Source organism: Streptomyces sp. NPDC020747, assembly GCF_044334695.1.
Lineage (GTDB): Bacteria > Actinomycetota > Actinomycetes > Streptomycetales > Streptomycetaceae > Streptomyces.
Genome location: NZ_JBIRTJ010000017.1, coordinates 236,264 through 252,792 on the forward strand (window position 1 = coordinate 236,264; position 16,529 = coordinate 252,792).

Annotated in this window: 16 protein-coding genes and 1 pseudogene; 7 read left to right on the forward strand and 10 right to left on the reverse strand. The window is 69.2% G+C overall.

Going from position 1 to position 16,529, the window contains the following annotated elements:
• Positions 1 to 5: 5 nt before the first annotated feature.
• Positions 6 to 1,406, reverse strand: coding sequence for a cytochrome P450 (locus ACH4YP_RS37410; protein WP_398495389.1), 1,401 nt, complete (start codon positions 1,404 to 1,406; stop codon positions 6 to 8).
• Between the two features lie 151 nt (positions 1,407 to 1,557).
• On the reverse strand, positions 1,558 to 2,664 hold the full coding sequence (locus tag ACH4YP_RS37415; protein ID WP_361057614.1) for an FAD-dependent oxidoreductase: 1,107 nt from the start codon (positions 2,662 to 2,664) through the stop codon (positions 1,558 to 1,560).
• 323 nt (positions 2,665 to 2,987) lie between these two features.
• On the opposite strand from ACH4YP_RS37415, the gene ACH4YP_RS37420 reads away from it, so the two are divergent.
• A complete protein-coding gene (locus ACH4YP_RS37420) occupies positions 2,988 to 3,803 on the forward strand; it encodes an SAM-dependent methyltransferase (protein WP_398495391.1) in 816 nt (271 codons plus the stop codon).
• Positions 3,804 to 3,908: 105 nt separating this feature from the next.
• On the opposite strand, the gene ACH4YP_RS37425 is transcribed toward ACH4YP_RS37420, so the two are convergent.
• Together ACH4YP_RS37425 and ACH4YP_RS37430 are read right to left on the reverse strand one after the other, a co-directional pair.
• The gene (locus ACH4YP_RS37425) at positions 3,909 to 4,814 is read right to left on the reverse strand and encodes a helix-turn-helix domain-containing protein (protein WP_398495393.1); all 906 of its coding nucleotides are present in this window, start codon (positions 4,812 to 4,814) and stop codon (positions 3,909 to 3,911) included.
• A gap of 143 nt (positions 4,815 to 4,957) precedes the next feature.
• Complete coding sequence (locus ACH4YP_RS37430) at positions 4,958 to 5,125, reverse strand: hypothetical protein (RefSeq protein ID WP_398495395.1); 168 nt, start codon at positions 5,123 to 5,125, stop codon at positions 4,958 to 4,960.
• Between the two features lie 187 nt (positions 5,126 to 5,312).
• Here ACH4YP_RS37430 and ACH4YP_RS37435 point away from each other — a divergent pair, with 187 nt between their 5' ends.
• Positions 5,313 to 6,716 carry a M1 family metallopeptidase gene (locus ACH4YP_RS37435; RefSeq protein WP_398495397.1) on the forward strand — a complete coding sequence of 468 codons (1,404 nt, stop codon included), beginning with the start codon at positions 5,313 to 5,315 and terminating at the stop codon, positions 6,714 to 6,716.
• A 46-nt stretch (positions 6,717 to 6,762) separates the two neighbouring features.
• On the opposite strand, the gene ACH4YP_RS37440 is transcribed toward ACH4YP_RS37435, so the two are convergent.
• Complete coding sequence (locus ACH4YP_RS37440; protein ID WP_398495398.1) at positions 6,763 to 8,517, reverse strand: serine/threonine-protein kinase; 1,755 nt, start codon at positions 8,515 to 8,517, stop codon at positions 6,763 to 6,765.
• A 179-nt stretch (positions 8,518 to 8,696) separates the two neighbouring features.
• Between ACH4YP_RS37440 and ACH4YP_RS37445 the strand changes: the two genes are divergently transcribed.
• Complete coding sequence (locus ACH4YP_RS37445) at positions 8,697 to 8,834, forward strand: hypothetical protein (protein ID WP_169801986.1); 138 nt, start codon at positions 8,697 to 8,699, stop codon at positions 8,832 to 8,834.
• A 98-nt stretch (positions 8,835 to 8,932) separates the two neighbouring features.
• On the opposite strand, the gene ACH4YP_RS37450 is transcribed toward ACH4YP_RS37445, so the two are convergent.
• Complete coding sequence (locus ACH4YP_RS37450) at positions 8,933 to 9,514, reverse strand: snapalysin family zinc-dependent metalloprotease (protein WP_361057625.1); 582 nt, start codon at positions 9,512 to 9,514, stop codon at positions 8,933 to 8,935.
• Positions 9,515 to 9,788: 274 nt separating this feature from the next.
• On the opposite strand from ACH4YP_RS37450, the gene mgrA reads away from it, so the two are divergent.
• Positions 9,789 to 10,832, forward strand: a complete 1,044-nt coding sequence (gene mgrA, locus ACH4YP_RS37455; protein ID WP_398495400.1) for an L-glyceraldehyde 3-phosphate reductase — start codon at positions 9,789 to 9,791, stop codon at positions 10,830 to 10,832.
• 163 nt (positions 10,833 to 10,995) lie between these two features.
• Here the strand turns inward: mgrA and ACH4YP_RS37460 are convergent, their stop codons facing one another.
• From ACH4YP_RS37460 to ACH4YP_RS37475, 4 genes and pseudogenes are all read right to left on the reverse strand, one after another.
• Complete coding sequence (locus ACH4YP_RS37460; RefSeq protein ID WP_398495402.1) at positions 10,996 to 11,118, reverse strand: ribosomal protein bL36; 123 nt, start codon at positions 11,116 to 11,118, stop codon at positions 10,996 to 10,998.
• 37 nt (positions 11,119 to 11,155) lie between these two features.
• On the reverse strand, positions 11,156 to 11,416 hold the full coding sequence (locus ACH4YP_RS37465) for a type B 50S ribosomal protein L31 (RefSeq protein ID WP_398495404.1): 261 nt from the start codon (positions 11,414 to 11,416) through the stop codon (positions 11,156 to 11,158).
• A gap of 303 nt (positions 11,417 to 11,719) precedes the next feature.
• Positions 11,720 to 12,124 carry a VOC family protein gene (locus ACH4YP_RS37470; RefSeq protein WP_361072410.1) on the reverse strand — a complete coding sequence of 135 codons (405 nt, stop codon included), beginning with the start codon at positions 12,122 to 12,124 and terminating at the stop codon, positions 11,720 to 11,722.
• 67 nt (positions 12,125 to 12,191) lie between these two features.
• Positions 12,192 to 12,530 (reverse strand): annotated as a pseudogene (locus ACH4YP_RS37475) (maleylpyruvate isomerase N-terminal domain-containing protein); the annotation flags it as partial.
• A 677-nt stretch (positions 12,531 to 13,207) separates the two neighbouring features.
• Between ACH4YP_RS37475 and ACH4YP_RS37480 the strand changes: the two are divergent.
• From ACH4YP_RS37480 to ACH4YP_RS37490, 3 genes are all read left to right on the forward strand, one after another.
• Positions 13,208 to 13,783, forward strand: a complete 576-nt coding sequence (locus tag ACH4YP_RS37480) for a hypothetical protein (protein WP_398495406.1) — start codon at positions 13,208 to 13,210, stop codon at positions 13,781 to 13,783.
• Positions 13,784 to 13,905: 122 nt separating this feature from the next.
• Positions 13,906 to 15,360, forward strand: coding sequence for an argininosuccinate synthase (gene argG, locus ACH4YP_RS37485; RefSeq protein ID WP_361072422.1), 1,455 nt, complete (start codon positions 13,906 to 13,908; stop codon positions 15,358 to 15,360).
• 333 nt (positions 15,361 to 15,693) lie between these two features.
• Entirely contained in the window at positions 15,694 to 16,323 is a 630-nt protein-coding gene (locus tag ACH4YP_RS37490) for a BlaI/MecI/CopY family transcriptional regulator (RefSeq protein WP_361066714.1), read from the forward strand.
• Positions 16,324 to 16,529: the final 206 nt, after the last annotated feature.

Sequence of the window (16,529 nt, forward strand, 5' to 3'; positions counted from 1 at the left end):
CGGTGTCAGCGGCCGGTGCGGATCAGGCTCGTCAGATAGCGCCACAGTGATGAGCGCTGTCGGGCGGACTGGTCCGGCAGCTCCGTCTCGGCCGGTTCCGCCGCCGGGTCGTGCGCCGGGGGCTGCTCGGGCACCGAGGCGAGTTCGTACCGTACGGGAAGCGAGCGCAGGCCCCGCATGAAGGGCGAGGAGCGCCACGGGAGTTGGTCGACGGGGAGTGCGAGGTCGAGGTGGGAGAACCGCTCGAACAGGCGGCTCACGCCGACCGCCGCGACCGTGGAGGCGAGTTCGCGCGCCGGGCACTGGCGGCGGCCGGCGCCCCAGGACAGGTGCGCCCGGGAGCTGACGGTGGTGCTCTTCGCCACGCTGTCGGCGAAGAGCGGGTCGGCGTGCGCCGCCGAGGAGGAGACCCAGACCGGGTCGCCCGCGCGGATCGTGTAGTTCCCGAGCGGGGTGTCCTTGGTTGCGAAGCGCGGCACGAAGTTCACCAGCGGAGGCTTGCGCATGACCACCCGGTTCATGGTCTCCCTGACCATCCCGGCGGACAGGCTGTCACGCGCGCCGCCGTCACCCGAGAGGACCTCGACCACGGTGTTGGAGATGAGGATGCCGACGTGGTCGGACGTCATGCCCAGCAGCATGAACAGCTCACGGGCCAGCTCGTCGAGCGAGAGGTCCGGGTGTGCGGCCAGCAGGTGCGAGGGGAAGTCGTCGCCCGGCGTCCTCAGCTTCATCGCGGCCAGTTCGGCCAGCGTCGCCAACAGGCGCTCCAGGGCGGGCTCCGCGTCCGGACCGGCGTCCAGGACCCGCCACATGTCCATCAGGGCGTCGTCGCCCTGTGAACCGGGGAAGCCGAGCAGGTGACTTGCCACCATCAGCGGCAGGGGCCGGGAGAACTGGGCGGACAGGTCCGCGAGGCCCGTTCCACCGGCCTGTCCCACCAGGGTGATCAGCTCGTCGGCGTAGGCGGTGACGGCCGTCTTGAGCTTCTTCGCCTGGGGATGGCGCGCGTCCTGGAACGGCCTGAGAGCCGTGTCCCACGCCGCACGCAACTGCGGGTATCCGGGACCGCCCTGGATCAGTACGTGGTTGACCTCCAGGGACGGCCCGAGCGGCCAGTCGGACGGCACGCGGCCCTCCGAGCGGGCCCGCCAGTTCTCCAGGCCCTTCGGCCATCCGTCGTCGTCCTGGAGCACATCGAGTGCCTCCCGGTAGCCGAGGACCAACCAGGCGGGTACGCCCAGGAGATCGACCGGCGCGACCGGGCCGTGGCGCTGCCTCAGCCGTTCGTACACCAGTGAGGGGCGTGTCTCGTAGTCCCGAGTAAGCAGCGGTTCGGGAGTCATCGCCTCCAGCGGTGTGTCGTCCAGGTCCACGGATCCGCCGTCGCTCGACTGGGATTCCATCGTCTTGCCGCCCCTTCCGCACTCCCCGTACCGACTCGCCTTCAGTCGGTAGTTGGAAACGTGGGGACCTTACCCCAGGGGGCATACGTGGGCGAACGACGGGTGGCACCGGTGGCGTCGTCGTTCGTGTGCGGGAGTCGCGCGTCGCGTGTCAGGCCGCGGTGTACCCCAGTTGGCGCCTCATGTAGGGGGTCATCAGGGTCTTGGCCTTGGCCAACGTGGTGGTGCGGCCGCCGAGTACCGCGGTCTCGCCGCCCAGCACGGGCAGCATGGTCACTCCGTCCGCCTGGCCGAACGGCACGATGAGAGGGGTGCGGTGGATCGGCCGGTACGAGCGGGACTGTGTGCGGTGTTTGCCCGAACTGCCCAGGTAGGCGCGGATGTTGTGGGCGGCGAGGTCCGCCTGGGCGAGTGCGGCGGGGGTGATCTTGAACTCGCACGCGTCGTTCACGTCGCCGACCGCGAAAACATCCAGTCGGCCCTCGGCCCGGAGCATCCGGTCGACCTTCACATGCCCGCTCGCGTTCAGCCAGTCACCGTGTCCGGCCAGGCGCAGCCAGAGCGTGTTGGGGGTGGTGCCCGTGGCCCAGAAGGAGCGGTCGGCCTCCACCACGTTCCCGCGCGCGTCGCGATACGTACCGAAGTCGTGGCCCGGGGACATGAACGAGTCGAGCCGCACCTCCACGTCGTGGGACTCCAGCCAGGCTCGGGCCTTGCGCCCGGCCCGTTCGCTGCCCGTGGAGTGGAGCAGGGCCGGGCCGGAGTGGGCGAGCGTGACCCGGGCGTCGGGCCGGGCCAGGCGGATCTCGGCGCTGAGTTCGACGCCGGAGGGCCCGCCGCCGACGACGAGGACATGATCCGCTGTGGCCACGTTCTGCTGGTGTCCGGCGAAACACTTGGCCGCCTCCTCGACGGTGGTGCCGGTGAAGCGGGCCGGTTCGGGATAGTCGGCGCCGGTGGCGATCACCACCACGTCGTACGGGAGGCGCTCGCCGGTGGCCAGCACCACCTGCCGCCCGGCGGTGTCGACACGGACCACCTTGCCCACGGCCACCCGGCCGTTGCCGAGCAGCCGGTCGTACGGGATGAACGGAGCCATCGTCCATTCCGGACGCACACCGGCGCGCAGGGAGGCGATGCGGTGGAAGAAGACCTCTTTGCGATCGACCAGCGTGACCCGCGCCGTCCCGTCCAGCCGCTTCGCCAGCCGGACGCCCGCATAGCCGCCGCCGATCACCACTACGTCGCCGTCACGCACGCCGAATCTCCTGTGCCTCTGGGGGGCGAGGGCCGCGGCGGGTGGGGCGCCGACATCGACCACTCGACTGTCGGCGAGCGTAACGCTTGAAACCTAAAGGGCCTATGAACTTATGTGCGCTTTCCGTGAAGTGACGGCACGGATGTCGGCCTACGCCCCGTCCGGAGAACACAAACAAGCCATTGGCCAGCGAGGCACGGACAGGTTGAGCCTGCGGATTTACATGATCCAAACCCGGGAATAGCGTGGTCGCCCACGACTGGTACGCGACAGTTTCGCGGTTCTCGCACTACGTACACACATACGTACACACAGGAGTGTCCATGACTGATGCACGAGAGAACTCCGACCAGGAGGCACTCTCCAAGATCGACACCACCGTGCCGCAGTCGGCCCGGATCTGGAACTACTGGCTGGGCGGCAAGGACAACTACGAGGTCGACCGCATAGCCGGTGACGCGTTCCGGGACATATTCCCGGGGATCGAGACCGGAGCCCGCGCCGCCCGGTACTTCCTCGCCCGCGCGGTCCGTCATCTGGCCGCCGAGGAGGGAATCCGGCAGTTCCTGGACATCGGCACCGGGCTGCCGAACGTGGACAACACCCATGAGATCGCCCAGCGGGTGGCGCCGGAATGCCGGATCGTCTACGTCGACAACGACCCGTTGGTGCTCGCGCACGCCCGCGCGCTGCTGGTCAGCAGCTCGGTGGGGGTCACCAACTACGTCGACGCCGATCTGCGCGATCCGAGCACGATCCTGCGGGAAGCGGCGAAGACGCTGGACTTCGACCGGCCTGTCGCCCTCATGCTGATGGGCATCCTCGGCCACATCGAGGACCACGACGAAGCGCGTTCGATCGTGCGGCAGTTGGTGGACGGTCTGCCGGCGGGCAGCTTCCTCGTGCAGTACGACAGCACCGACACCAGCGACGCCTACGTCGATGCCATCCGTCAGTACAACGAGGGCGGCTCGATCCCGTACATCCTTCGCAGCCCCGAGCAGATCGAGCGCTACTTCGACGGTCTGGAGCTGCTCGAACCCGGCGTGGCGTCGTGCTCGCGGTGGCGTCCCGACACCGAGGCCCTGGGCCTTCCCGCGGAAGTCCATCAGTACGGAGGCGTCGCTCTCAAGCGCTGAAGTCCCCCGCCCGGCGGCCCACTTGGCGTACGCCGCCGCGGCGGTCGCCGGGCGCGACGACCGGCACGCGTTCCGTCGGCCATCGCGAGTCCTGATCCGTTCGGGTCAGGTCTCCTGAAGGATGCGATGGAGGGTCGTGCACGTCGCGTCCGGCGAATCGGCCTGGACGACCAGGCGGTTCATGACACCCCAGTAGTACTCGATCTCGGTCGGCTTGTCGGGATAGACGGCGCTGGCGAGCTGTTCCAGGTACACCATGTCGGGCAACAGACCGCCGGGCAGGCGCACGATGGTGACCGGACCGCCGGCCGCGGCGTGACCACCGGCGAGAAACGGCACGATCTGTACGGTGACCTGCGGGAGTCGGCAGATCTCGATGAGGTGCTGGAGCTGGGCGCGCATCGTGCCGGTGCCGCCCACCGGGCGACGCAGCGCCGCCTCGTCGATCACGGCCCATAGCTGAACCGCTCGCTGCCTGTGCAGGATCTGACGGCGTTTCATGCGCAGGGTGACCCGCCGGTCGATCTCCTCCGCGGAGGCCTCCGGGCAGTTGAGCCGGATGGTGGCGCGAGCGTAGTCGGGAATCTGCAGCAGGTCGGGCACGGTCTGGGGCTCGAAACCGCGGATGAGGCTCGCCGCCTGTTCGGCCCCGAGGTAGGCCTGCATCCAGCCCGGCACCACGTCGTTGTACGGCTGCCACCAGCCGGGGGTGTTGGCCTGCTTCGCCAGAGCCAGCAAGGTGGCGCGCTCGGCCTCGTCCGTGACTCCGTAGAGCGTGAGCAGGTCGGACACGTCACGCATCTTGAACCCGTGCCGGCCCCACTCCATTCTGCTGATCTTGGACTGGGAGGCGCGGATGGCCTCGCCCGCCTCCTCCCGGGAGAAGTGCAGTTCCTCCCGCAGCCGGCGCAGCCGTGCCCCCAGCACCAGGCGTGGCACCGTCGGCCCCGCGGTCCGGGCGGCCGGCTCGGAGCCCGCCTCCGTTGTGCCTACGGCCTCTGTGGCGCCCATGGATGTTCTCCCTGGCGTTGAACTCAACTCCTCACGCATACAAGCGTGTTGGCCGTCATTCTAGATGACCCAGTCGACGGGCTCCGCCGTCGGCACCGCCACCTGCCGGTGCCGGACGTTCGGTGTCAGGCGGTCTTCTTCTGTCACCGTTCCAGCGCGGTGGCGGCTCTGCACCGCTTGGTGTCGGCGACGTCCACCCGGGTGGCGGGACCGGCTCCGGGCCCGTCGGCCCAGGTCCACGACTCGTCGCCCCCGTCCCGCCGCACGACGCACTCGCACTCGCACTCGGCGAGGATGTCGCGGATCACCATGAGTTGGGCCGAGTAGAACCCTCCCCTGGCTCCGGGCGGATAGCGGATAGGAGCCTGGCAGGATCGCGACGGCGGTGCCGGACGCCTGGCCGCTCGCCGCCCGTTACCCGGCATTCGACGGCAGGGATCTGCCAGTTGCAGCGGCGGCAGGCGCGAATGTCGGACCGGTGTGGCATCATCCGCTCCCATGTCGTCGCTACCTGCCTGGCAGTCAAAAGCCTTCCGCTGTCTACTCCTTGGCCTGGTCACGTTACTCGTGACGACGGGCACGACCGATGCCGATGCCGATGCCGTCACGGCACCCGAGGCAGGGGTGAGCAGGTCCGAGGCCGCGACACCCGATCGCCTTCGCTACGACGTGGCTCTGCGCGGCAACGCCGACGGCTCCCGCTGGACGGGCCACCAGCGGGTGACGTTCCGCAACGCCTCCGAACGACCCCTGCACGAGGTGTACGTACGCCTGTGGGGCAACGGAGACGACAAGTGCGGCACACCCGACGAGCCGTCCCCCGTCAGGCTGTCCAAGGTGCGCGGCGGCACCGCCGGTCAACTCACCGTGAACTGCACGGCGTTGCGCATCACCCTGCCGAAGCCGCTCGCGCGCGGTGAGCGGGCGGCCATCGCCTTCGACATGTCCATCACCGTGCCCGAGCGCAACGCCCGCTTCGGCCGTGAGGGTGCGTTCCGCTTTCTGGGCAACGCCCTGCCGGTGCTCGCCGTGCACGACGCGAAGGGCTGGCACCTCGATCCGTACGTGTCGACCGGCGAGAGCTTCTACGCCCTGGCGAGCGACTTCCGGGCACGTATCGACCACCCTTCGGCCCTCAAGGTCCCGGCGACCGGCCGGACTTGGACCAGCCCCGGCAAGCCCGGGCGCACGGTCACGCACAGCGTCGCGCACCGGGTACGGGACTTCGCGTGGGCGGCCGGGCCGTTCCGCACGGCCACCGAGACCTCGCCCGGGGGCGTGCGCGTGAAGTCGTACTGGACGCCGAACACACCGGCCGCTGGCGTGAGCCTCGACCGCAAGGACGGCGTCGCCGCCGTCGACCGGTTCGGCAAGGAGTTCGGCCGCTATCCGTACGGCGAGCTCGACCTCGTGATGACCAAGGAGTTCGGCGGTGGCATGGAGTACCCCGGCCTGGTCTTCCTCGGCACCACCGAGGAAGGCAGCGCCGTCGTCCACGAGGTGGCACACCAGTGGTGGTACGGCATCGTGGGCAACGACGAATACGGGGCGCCCTGGCTGGACGAGAGCTTCGCCCAGTACGCCAACGCGCGCTTCTACGGCTGGGACACCAGCGACTGCTGGTCGGACGACAACTGGCCGGGTGAGAGCACCGCGCTCACCAACTCGATGGACTACTGGGCCCAGCACCGGAACGAGTACCACGTCGTCTACACGGCCGGCCCCTGCGCCCTGGCTCGCCTGGAGGACACCCTCGGGGCCGACACCATGGCACGCCTCCTCAAGCGGTACGCCCACGACCACTGGTACGGCCTATCCACCACCGCCGACTTCAAGAAGGCCGCTCAGTCCATGACGGACGAGGATCTGGGCCCCTTCTGGGAGAAGTACCGCATTCGCTGAGATCGCACGGCGCGTACGACGTACGTCGTGGCTGGTGGTCCCGGGTTCAGCTGTCGGCGGCCATCACCTTGGTCACCTTGCCGTGGATGTCGGCCTTCAGATAGCCGCCCTCGCTGTAGTCGTTGCTGAGGTACATAGCCATGCTGGCTGGCGTGTCGAACACATCGTTCGGCCCCTCGACCAGCAAGTAGCGGCTCGTGGGGCTGTCGACGTTCAGCTTCTTCCTGGCCTCGGCCAGCAGCGCGGGGACCGCGTCCCAGTCGAATTCGTCCGGGCTGAACGCCTGTTTTCCCCCGGACAGCGAACCCTTGATGATGCCTTTCTCCAAACCCCGGTCGACGCGGTAGGTATACATGACGTACTGAGTCCGGCTGCCCTTGACCATCACGTAGGCGGAGATGTGTTCGGGGTACACCTTGAAATCGCCGAACCGGTCACTGCCCGTCTCCTTCTTGAACGCCTTGATCGCCGTGCGGATGCCGTTGGGCGTCAGCAGATCGGTGGGGCTTCCCTTTTCCGTCTGCCGGGAAGTGGGCGTCGAGGCATCGGCGGACGATTCAGGCGTCGACTTACCGGTCGGCGTACTGCCGGTCGACGGTGTCGCTCTCGCCCCGCTGCCGGCGCCCCCGGCATTCCCGGAGGACGAGGATCCGGACTTCCCGCCGTCCGGCACCAGGGTCCACACCAGGACGCCGACGAGCGCCGTCGCCGCGGCGGACAGGACGACCCTGGACCAGTGCTTCTGCCGTGACGGGCGGGTGGGCGTCGGGACACCGGCGGGTGCCGCCGGGTACGCAGTGGGAGCGGCGGGCAGCCGGGGAACAGCGTCCTGCGGTGTCGGGTACCCGGCCGGTGGACCGAACTCGCCTGATCCGGACGGAAACGGCGGGGCGGTCGGGACGGTTGCCGGAGGCGTCAGCCGGTAGGACGTGGTGCCCTCGGCCACGGCAGCGGCCGCCCCTCCCTCGACCACTGAGGCCAGCATCCGGTCAAGGGCCTCGGCATCCGGGCGTGCCGCCGGATCCCGCACCAGCACACGCATCAGTACGTCCGCCAGAGGCCCGGCCTTCACCGGCGGAGGGACCTCCTCGTAGAGGACGGCCGCGAGGGTGGCCAGCGTCGTGCCCCGGCGCAGGGGATGCCGGCCCTCGACCGCGGCGTACAGCATCATCGCCAACGACCAGAGGTCCGATGCCGCTCCGCCGTCGTTGCCCGAGACCCGCTCGGGCGCCATGTAGTCGGCCGTGCCGATGATCGATCCGGTGGCGGTGAGAGCCGTCGATTCGCGGATCGCCGCGATCCCGAAGTCCGTGAGCACGGGGCGGCCGTCGGGGCGCAGCAGCACGTTGGCGGGCTTGACGTCCCGGTGCTGGATGCCGGCCTCGTGCGCGGCGCGCAGTGCGGCCAGCACCTCGCGGCCGAGCCGGGCCGTCTCGGTCGTGTCCATCGGTCCACGGCCCAGGCGGTCGGCGAGCGATCCGCCGCCGACCAGTTCCATGACGATCCATGGGTAGGTGCCCTCGCCGCCGTCGACGATGTGATGGATCGTCACGACGTTCGGGTGGTCGATCCTGGCCAGGGCCCTGGCCTCGCGCAGGACCCGCTCCCGCAGTATCCGCGCGCCGTCCGGGTCGTACTCGGCCAGCCCGGCGTCCGGCGGCCGCACCTCTTTGACGGCCACGTTCCGGTGCAGCACGAGGTCCGTGGCCCGCCAGACCGTTCCCATCCCACCGCCGCCGAGTCGCGACTCCAGCCGGAACCGCCCGTCGATGACGCGTCTGTCGCTGTCCCCCTCGCCCATGCGCGGGAGCTTAGATGACACGTCCGACAGTGCTTTCCCCGGGCGGGGCAGTAGGCGGCACCGACAGGTGCTGATCCTGTGAGCGGGGCCCGTCGGGCGCTTACTTCCCGACGACGGGGTATACAGGGCGTGCAGGCATCCGCATCACTGGCCTCGCCGTAGGAGGAGTTGTGCCCGGGATGATCGAAAAGATCAAACGGTTCGCCAGGAGCCCTCAGGGGCGGCGCACCATCGAACAGGTACGCCGTGCCTCCGCCGATCCACGGCGACGGGCCCAGGCCAAGGGGTTCCTGAGCAAGCTGCGTCGGCGGGGCTGACGCCGGAGAGGTCGCTCGGACAGTCGCCGGGCGCGGGTGCGGGCGGAGGCCGGAATACCCCGGCGTCCGCCCGGCACCCGTGCCCGGCGCCGTTTGCGTCAGTCCACGATCACGACACCGCTCCGCGCTGCTCCGCCCGTCCGGGCGAGCGCACTGCTGAAGTTGTCCTCGACCTCCGCCTTCTCCACCGTGTCCGGGTACGGATTCGTGCACGCCGTTCCCGCGGTGGAGCCGGACATCAGGCTCGAACACGGGCCGGGCTTGCGGTCCGGCAGGCCGAGGATGTGGCCCAGTTCGTGGGCCGAGATGCGGATCGTGTTGTAGCCCTGGTCAACGGCCTGGCGTCCGATGTAGACGGTTCCGTTGCCCAGTGTGGTGGGCAGGGCGCGAGGCCAGCCGTTGTCCGCCAGGACCCGGATGTTGGCGCGTTGCCCGGTCGCGACAGGGCGCAGTTCGACGGCGTCGACACTCTCGTTCCAGATCGCCGCACCGCGGTCGACGGCGGACCTGAACTCCGCGGAACCGCTCGCGTCGTAGGTGACGACACGGGCGGCGACGGCACTGCCCACGACCTCGGAGGGAACGATCGCGGACGGGGCGGCCACGGCCTGGCCGCCCATCAGGGAAAAGGTCACCGTCAGGACGGCGGCGAGTCCGATCGTCGGCTTACGGACGTGCATGGTCGACCTCCTTGTGGGGGAAAGGTAGTCGTGCTCATGACATTCCATGACTCCCTGCCCAACGAGGCCGGACGCCAATCCGTCAATCCGGCCCCGGAGCAGCGCCCCTCCCGATTCAGAAACGGCACCGCTGAATCCCATGGCGGAGAGCTGTTGGACTTGAGGATCAGGCAGGGGCAGTGTGGGCAGGCGGATCCCCGCGACCCCGACGGGTCCAACGGGTTCGATATGTCTGATGGGTCCGTCCCGTACCGCGCCACCCGGAGATCACTCGATGAGCCATGTCACGAATCCTGACCGCTACGACGGCACCATGCGCTACCGGCGCACCGGGCGTTCGGGGCTCGACCTGCCCGTCCTGTCCCTGGGCTACTGGCACAACTTCGGGGACGACCGGTCCTTCGAGAGCCAGCGTGAGATCGCTCTGCGCGCCTTCGACCTCGGCATCACCCACCACGACCTCGCGAACAACTACGGTCCGCCGTACGGCGCCGCGGAGACCAACTTCGGGCGGCTGATGAAGCAGGACCTCGCGCCGTACCGGGACGAGCTGGTGATCTCCACCAAGGCCGGCTGGGACATGTGGCCCGGCCCCTACGGCCAGGGCGGCGGCTCCCGCAAGTACATACTGGCCTCGCTCGACCAGTCGCTGCGCCGCACGGGGCTGGAGTACGTGGACATCTTCTACTCCCACCGGCTCGACGCCGACACTCCTCTCGAGGAGACGATGGGGGCGCTCGACACCGCCGTCCGACAGGGCAAGGCCCTGTACGTCGGCATCTCCTCCTACGACGCCGAGCGCAGCCGTGAGGCGGCCGCCATCCTCCGGGACCTGGGCACCCCGCTGCTCATTCACCAGCCGTCGTACAGCATGCTCAACCGCTGGGTCGAGACCGAGGGCCTGCTCGACACCGCGGAGCAGGAGGGCTTCGGGGTCATCGGCTTCACGGCCCTCGCCCAGGGACTGCTGACCGGGCGTTACCTCGACGGGGTCCCGCAGGACTCGCGAGCGGCTCAGGGGACCTCTTTCGACACCACGTGGCTGTCGGACGACATGCTGCGCAGGCTGCGCGCCCTCAACGACATCGCGGCCCGTCGCGGTCAGAGCCTGGCCCAGATGGCACTCGCCTGGGCCCTGCGGGACGAACGTGTCACCTCGCTCGTCATCGGCGCTTCACGGCCCGAGCAGCTGGAGCAGAACGTCGCCGCGCTGGAGAACCCCGACTTCAGCAGCGAGGAACTGGCCGAGATCGACAAGTACGCCACCGACGGCGGCGTCGACCTGTGGCGGGACGCGCGCCTGGGCAACGTGGGATGACCTGTACTCCCCCACACCCGGTTCACCTGCGCCGACCTCTTGCCGCCGGACGGCATCGGCCTGCGCCTTTCGCGGGTGAGGAGCACAGCAGGCCGGGCCCGACTTCGTCTGCGGAAGCCGGGCCCGGCGGCCCGTACGCCGTACGCGCTCAACGCGCTGTACGTCAGCCCTGGCGGGCCTTGAAGCGCGGGTTCTTCTTGTTGATCTCGAACACCGTGCCCCGCCGGCGCACGACCTGCGCCCCGGGCATGGACTTCAGCGAGCGCAACGACTTGCGCACCTTCATGGCTCTGCTCTCCTCCTGCTCGGATGCCGGCCGCCCGTCATCGGGTCGGTGACGCCACACGTCCGTAGCGCCGCTCGAACCGCTCCACGCGGCCCGCGCTGTCCACGACCCGCGAGGTCCCCGTGTAGAACGGGTGGCCGGCCGACGAGACCTCCACGTCGATCACCGGGTAGGTGTTGCCGTCCTCCCACTCGATCGTCCTCGCCGAGTCCGCGGTCGAACGGGTGAGGAACGCGACGTCCGCGGCACGGTCCCGGTAGACGACCGGGCGGGAAACGGGGTGAATACCGACCCTCATGGGCTTTCCTTCCTCACAGCCGTCCACCGAAGGGTGACGGCGCCTTCCGCCTCCTCGCCTTGACGGAAGCATGTCATTCTGTTCCCTGCAACAGGGGACCCCGTAGCGGTATTCCCGGCAGGAACTGGGCCCCGCGGCCTAGGGCCCTTCTGATGGATCTCCGCGGCGTCGCGACGCCCGGCACGCACGCTCGCCGCACGGCGCGAAGGGCCAGGTGGCTCCGCCACATGACCCTCCACACCGCACGCCGATCGCACGCACCGACCGCCGCTCCTTCTCCCACGGAGATCCATCAGAAGGGCCCTAGTCGCCGAGTTCCGTGAAGAGCGTCAGCTGAAGATCGCCCGGTGCGTCCAGCCGGGAGTTCAGCGAGTTCCACGGGGTACGTGTCGGCTCGGCGATCACCTCGGCTCCGGCGGCGGCCAGCTTCGACGTGGTCGCGACGGAGTCGTCGACCTCGAAGGCGACCCGAATGTGGCCGGCCACGCGCCGGCCGACCTCGACGTCGTCGATGAAGGCCGCGTGATTGGGATCGGTGAGTTCCAGGGTGGCGCGGCCCGCGTCGAGGATGGTGACCCGGCCGCCGGGCGAGGCGAACGCGCCGAGCTCGGTCAGGCCGAGGGCGTCGCGGTAGAAGTGCAGCGCCGCGTCGTAGTCGGCTGCCGTGACCACCAGGCGTAGTCCACGGACAGCGGGTTCATCGGACATGTCTGCTCCTTGAGGATCTTGGCTACTGACACGTCAACCCGGTGATCGGCCGGACGATTCCCCGTCCGGCGGCACGGCCGGCGGCGGAGCCGACGTCGTCCAGGTGGAACTTGAGCAGCCATGGCTCCCCGTACGCGGCGGCCAGCCGGACGGTCAGCGCGTCGAGCGGGTCGTCCCCGGTCGGCGACGTTTCGGCGACGTCCCAGTAGGTCACCGCGTCGCGAGTCGGTTCCCCTTCGGCGGGAGTCACGAGGGTGATCAGGACGTCCTGAGCGTCGATGACCAGATGGCACACCAGGTCCCGCACGAGCCAGCCGGCACAGCCGGACGGCCGGGCGAAGTCCTCGTCCGACAGCTCGGCGACCGCCGCGCGCAACGCCGTCCAGGAGCGTGAGAAGAGATCCACCCCGGCAAGGAAGTGCGGTGCCGCGACGACGGACAAGCGCATTTGGACGGTCGGCTCGCGCTCCGAGCGGAGACATTGCCTGTACGTCGACATCGGCACGCACTGCTTCTACCTGGCCGTCCCCTTCGAGGAGACGCTCGCCCGACACGCCACCAAGCCGATCGCCCACACGGTCGGCGAAAGCGAACTGCGCGACTGGTACCGGCCGCTGGACCTCCTGCCGGGCGGAAACACAGGGCACACCCTGAACGCCCGGACGGATGGGCCCTCGGCGAGGCGGGAGGCGCGCGCCGACCCCGGCACGCCCTTGAGTGCCTCAACTCACAAGGTGCCCGGCCCTCGTCATGGAACAAGCGGGGATGGCCGGCCGTTCCTCTGTATGTGGCTGCGGAGGGGACAGTGTCCCCGGGCCTCACCTCAAGCCCATGGGGACGATCGTTCGGCTGAAGCCCCATGGAGCATCCCGCCGAGAGGCGACCGCCCTCCGCACGCCACGGCCCACGGCCCCGGCTGGTCTCCCCCGTCCAGTCGGGGCTTTCCCCTGTGTGCGGTGCGCCGACCGTCGCACGGTGATGGCGCAGCGACTCCGATGGCCGTGTCCACGGCCGCTGGCGGCTGAGCGGCTCCCGTGACAGGGTCGGCGTGCTCGTGAACAGGTCGTTGGTAAGGGGAAGTTCGTGGACACGCAGATCTGGGACACGCTGGTCGAGTCGATGAAGAACGCGTACACCGCGGGTCTGAGCGAAGGGGCCGTGCCCCGCCCGGTCATCATGCCGCTGGTGCGCGGCGAACTCGTCGGTCTCATCCGGGTACGCCCCACCAGCGCCGGCAGGGACGCGCAAACCGGTATCGCCCAGCTCTCGAACATCGCCGCGGCGGCCGGCGCCGACGAGGTCGTCCTCGTCTGGGAGACCCAGGACGTCGCCACCGCCTGCCAGTTGCCGGTCACCGGCCCGGCGCCCTGTCTGAACATGGTGCACGCCACGAAGGACGGCGGCCACGTACTCCACCAGCTTCCGTACACCGAGCAGTCCTCGCCCCGTTCCCCCGAGGGTGAGGCGTCGGCCGCACCTCACTGGCTTCCCGCGCCCGAGCCGCAGCCGGGCGGCGAACTGGTCCCGCCGATCCGGGCCGCCGTCGACTTCTCCTTCACTCCGCTGGAGATGGATCACCCCTCCCCCTTCGGCGTCACGGTCGTCCTGATGGAAGAGGACGGCTACAACATCCGTCTCACGGACACGTTCGTCCCCTGACCTCACCGCGGGCCCCCGGAACGGACGGCATTCGCGGGCCCGCGTGAGCTTTCTCGACCGGCGACAGAGGGCTGCACCACACCGGCTTTGTATGATCATGCGTCATCGTGCATACTCTTCCTATGTCTAAGGTCCTCACCTCCCTGCCCACCGGCGAGCGCGTCGGCATCGCCTTCTCGGGCGGACTCGACACCTCGGTCGCGGTCGCCTGGATGCGCGACAAGGGCGCCGTCCCGTGCACGTACACCGCCGACATCGGCCAGTACGACGAGCCCGACATCGCCTCCGTGCCCGGCCGGGCACTGGCCTACGGTGCGGAGATCGCGCGCCTGGTCGACTGCCGGGCCGCGCTGGTCGAGGAGGGCCTGGCCGCGCTCACCTGTGGCGCGTTCCACATCCGCTCGGGCGGGCGCGCGTACTTCAACACGACCCCCCTCGGCCGAGCCGTCACCGGCACGCTCCTGGTGCGGGCGATGCTGGAGGACGACGTACAGATCTGGGGCGACGGCTCGACCTTCAAGGGCAACGACATCGAGCGGTTCTACCGCTACGGCCTGCTCGCCAACCCGCATCTGCGGATCTACAAGCCCTGGCTGGACGCGGACTTCGTGACCGAGCTCGGCGGCCGCAAGGAAATGTCGGAGTGGCTGCTCGCACACAAGCTGCCGTACCGGGACTCGACGGAGAAGGCGTACTCCACCGACGCCAACATCTGGGGCGCCACCCACGAGGCCAAGACGCTGGAGCACCTGGACACGGGCGTGGAGACCGTCGAGCCGATCATGGGCGTGCGGTTCTGGGACCCCGAGGTCGAGATCCTGACCGAGGACGTGACGATCGGCTTCGACCAGGGCCGCCCGGTGACGATCAACGGCAAGGAGTTCGACTCCGCCGTCGACCTGGTCATGGAGGCCAACGCCATCGGCGGCCGACACGGCCTCGGCATGTCCGACCAGATCGAGAACCGCATCATCGAGGCCAAGAGCCGCGGCATCTACGAGGCCCCCGGCATGGCCCTCCTGCACGCCGCGTACGAGCGTCTCGTCAACGCCATCCACAACGAGGACACCCTCGCGCAGTACTACAACGAGGGCCGGCGCCTCGGCCGGCTGATGTACGAGGGCCGCTGGCTGGACCCGCAGGCGCTGATGGTGCGCGAGTCACTGCAGCGCTGGGTCGGCGCGGCCGTCACCGGCGAGGTGACACTGCGGCTGCGGCGCGGTGAGGACTACTCGCTCCTCGACACCACGGGCCCGGCGTTCAGCTACCACCCGGACAAGCTGTCCATGGAGCGCACCGAGGACTCGGCGTTCGGCCCGGTGGACCGGATCGGCCAGCTCACCATGCGCAACCTCGACATCGCCGACTCGCGCGCCAAGCTGGAGCAGTACGTCGGCCTCGGCCTGATCGGCACCGGCAGCCCCGTCATCGGCGCCTCCCAGGCCGCCGCGACCGGACTGATCGGCACCATGCCGGAGATGCCCGAGGGCGGCGCCGAGGCCATCGCCTCCCGCGGCGAGGTCTCCGAGGAGGACGCGCTGCTGGACCGCGCCGCGATGGAGTCCGGCACGGACTGACCGTCCACGGAGGTGCACCACACCAACGGAAAGGGCCGGTTCGACGCTGTTGGCGTCGAACCGGCCCTTTCCGTTCCACACGCACGCCTGGCCGACTCGGCACGAGCTGTCAGTCAGCTCTGCGTTCACCTTGAAGGTTGAAATTGAGACAGCACACGACGGAGGTGCTGACACCACCTGAGTGCGCTCCTCCCAAGGCATATACAGCCCAAGGGAGTTGTGTCCTGGTCATGGATCCGCCGGACAAGCCTGGTCAGAGTGAGGATCATGGCGTGGATGATGCGAGTACCATCCGGCGTCAGCACCACACAATGCAGAGGAGAGGTAGCTGCCATGTCCGAAGTCGAGTCAGCGACCACGGAACTCAAGACGCAGTACGCCGCTCAGGTGGCTGCGGACCTTGAGCGCAACACCAAGGAACAGGAACGTATCGGCGCCGAAGTGGCTGCTCTTCAGGAGCAGTTGAGTGCCCTGCAGCACGACCAGTCCCTGCTGGTGAACCTGCAGCGGACGCTGGGCACCGAGAGCCTGGAGCAAGCCGGTTCGAGCGAGAAGGACAGTGTCACCTCCAAGCCGTCGGTGCCGCGACAGGCCTCGGCCGAGACCAAGTCGGGCAGGCGCAAGAAGGCAACCGCCTCGAAGCCGAGGAAGGCGGCAGCCAAAACGCCCGCCCCCGATGCGAAGGCGTCCGCACCTGCGGCGAAGCTGCCCACTCTCGTGGAGCTGATCCACAGCCACCTCGGCCGGCAGTCCGAACCGCGGTCCTCGGCGGAGATCAGCACCGCGCTCGCCGAGGCCCACCCCGACCGCGAGATCAAGCCCAAGGTCGTGCGCACCACGGTGGAGGGGCTCGTCGCCAAGGGCCATGTCCAGCGCACCAAGCAGGGCTCGTCCGTCTTCTACACGGCGGCCGAGACCCCTGCGGCGGACAACTCCGCGGAGCAGGAGCCGGTCACCGCCTGACCACTGCCCTGTCGGGGTGACACGGTCGGGGTGACACGTCTCACCCCACCGTGGGTGCAGGTGGCACAGCGGCGGCCGGACGCGGCCGCCGCCCGGCGGACAACACAACATCCCCGGCCACCGCACCCAGTTGCGGACAACAGGTCGACGCACGATGCCTTGTTGACAGTACCCAGCGGAACTCACACACTCATCGGTATGACTGG